Annotated in this window: 2 protein-coding genes; both read left to right on the forward strand. The window is 62.0% G+C overall.

Annotation, left to right across the window (positions count from 1 at the left end; all coding sequences use genetic code 11):
* The coding region (locus ABD255_RS43010) for an RHS repeat-associated core domain-containing protein (protein WP_344222661.1) at positions 1 to 1,661 on the forward strand (1,661 nt) is incomplete at its 5' end.
* A complete protein-coding gene (locus ABD255_RS43015) occupies positions 1,643 to 2,311 on the forward strand; it encodes a hypothetical protein (protein ID WP_344222662.1) in 669 nt (222 codons plus the stop codon). The genes ABD255_RS43010 and ABD255_RS43015, both read left to right, overlap by 19 nt.
* Positions 2,312 to 2,464: the final 153 nt, after the last annotated feature.

The raw sequence follows: 2,464 nt of genomic DNA on the forward strand, positions 1-2,464 counted from the left end.
AACATCCTTCCGGAGCAACCGCTCCTGATCTCGGATGTCCGTCAAAACGGGTCAGCCCCAAACCCATCGGCCTGCGCTACACCGGACAAGTCACAACAACGAATGAGGACGGCAGCACGACGGTCGATCCCGACGGGAACTGGCTGGCGTGGTCGATCGACAACGACGCCAACGGCAGCATCGCCCGGGAATGGACCCCCGACGGCGCCGCGTTCACCGGCCCGGCCGGCGCCGGCCCGGGAGACGCTATCCCGTACGACCGCGCCTACAGCTACGACGTCGCCGGACGGCTTGTTCAGGTGCGTGACCGAACCGCCACCACCACGGGCGTCGACGTCACCGACCCGGCGCAGGCACCGCATTGCATCACGCGCAACTACGGCTACGACCGCAACGACAACCGCATCAGCAAAACCACCACACCCGCGGACAGCAACGGAGCCTGCGCCACTACCGGCGGCACCGCCGTCACGCGAGCGTTCGACACCGCCGACCGGCCCACCACCGCAGCTGGCGGGACCGGCACTTACGCCTACGACTTGTTTGGCAGGACCACCACGCTCCCGGCCTCAGACACCCCGACCCCGGCCGGCGGCGCCGCCGCGTTGAGCTACTACGACAATGACCTGCCCAGATCCATCAGCCAAGGCGGCACAACTACGACGTTCACCCTGGATGCTCTCGACCGGCGCGCTGTCGAAACCCGGACCGACGGAACCGGAACGACCCAGACCGTCCGTCACTACACCGACACCTCGGACAACCCCACCTGGGTCACAACCGCCACCACTGCCCAGCGCTACGCCGAACTCATCGGCCCGAGTCTCAGCCTCACCGTCGACCAAGACGGCAACGCAGACCTGACCTTGGCCAACAACCATGGCGACATCGTCACCACCGTGAACCTGCCTACGTCCACGACACCGGCCACCTCGATCGAGGGCTGGAACAACTACGACGAGTACGGCATCCCGAGCGCCGGCAACAGCGCCTCAACCGGCGCGATGCAGTACGGCTGGCTCGGCGGCGAACAACGCGCCACCACCGACAGCGGCCTGCTCCTGATGGGGGTCCGCCTCTACAACCCTGCCACCGGACTGTTCACCTCCGAAGACCCCATCCCCGGCGGCAACACCAACGCCTACACCTACCCCACCGACCCAATCAACCAACTCGACCTCGACGGCCGCATTAACGAACTGGTCGGAAACGGCCGTTCCAGCGGCGCCAGTTTCGGCCCAAGCTCGTACTGGAAAGGCTCCTCCAGAACACGCGCAACCGCCGTCAAAATCGGACAATGCCGCATACCAGCCAAGACCTCCCCCAAGACAGCGAAGTCTGCAAAAAGAGTCAAAAAAAAGGTTCACAAGAATAGTAACGAATACCAAGGCAGGAGCGTTGGATACACCATTTACTATCAGCACCGCGGAGGATGGCACACTTGGAAGTACGGAATTACCTCGCAGACCGACTGGATTAAACGACCAAATAGTCAACTCCGTGCCTGTCGCGCTATGATGAAGGGCTCGTGTCGCACTGGCAAGAACGTCCGCTTCTTCAGGAACAGATCAGGCGCTCGAGCCTGGGAACGCAGTAAGGTAAGCTTCTACCGATGGCGCTACGGAGTGTGTCCACCCGGTCAATGGAAGAGTTGCCGATGACAATGAAATGGTTTCAGCTGAGCGGTGGCGCCTACAACGACGAGTCAGGGCCCGTGTTCTCCGACGCTACTGAAGGTCGCCTCTGGGAGGTATTCCCAGACCTTGAGGTTGACGTGATCTCGGGGTTCGATGGCGCGCGCTGGCTACTACAGGGGGGCTTTGAGCGGGTCTCGCTCGGGCTTGAGTTCCGGGTCGAGAAGAAGGGTCGGCAATTGCGAGCCGTTTCGGAAATCGGCAGATTGCTCACGGTCAATTTCTCTGTAGCCTGGCCGGAACTAGAAAGTGCGACCATTGACCAAATCAAAGACCATCTCAGGCCAATTGTCGCTGAAGCGCTTGAACTGGCCGGGGAAAAGAAGAAGCTGGGCCCTCTTCCGCGCCACGGCGCGGGAGAACGCCTGGCTATCATCCCGCTGAAACCGTTGATAGAGGACCCCATGCCTCATGCGGACGGGCCTGGCGACAGCTTCGTTATTACACGCGAGCTGCCCCCCGGATTGAGCGCTGCGGAAGAGGCCTCCGTCCTCAAGCAGTATGAAGACGATCTAGAGCGTCTCCTGTCGGAACAAGCCAAGCGCGATATCGTCGAGGCGGAGATCTCAGCGACCTCAGTTCGGTGGGTAATAGAGGTGCCGAACTCAAATGACTAGTCCCTGATCCCCTTGTTGCGGTGGCCCGTTCCGGGCTGAAATTGGGGTGGTTGCCCGCTGACGCCGTTTCTCTTGGTTCGTTTGAGGCCGTGGGCTAGTACTACAGCCGGAGTTCGTGATGTGCGGCGTGGGGGCGTGACGAGGCGCGGCCAC

This window comes from Kribbella sancticallisti (assembly GCF_039530625.1).
In the GTDB taxonomy this organism is placed as follows: Bacteria; Actinomycetota; Actinomycetes; order Propionibacteriales; family Kribbellaceae; genus Kribbella; species Kribbella sancticallisti.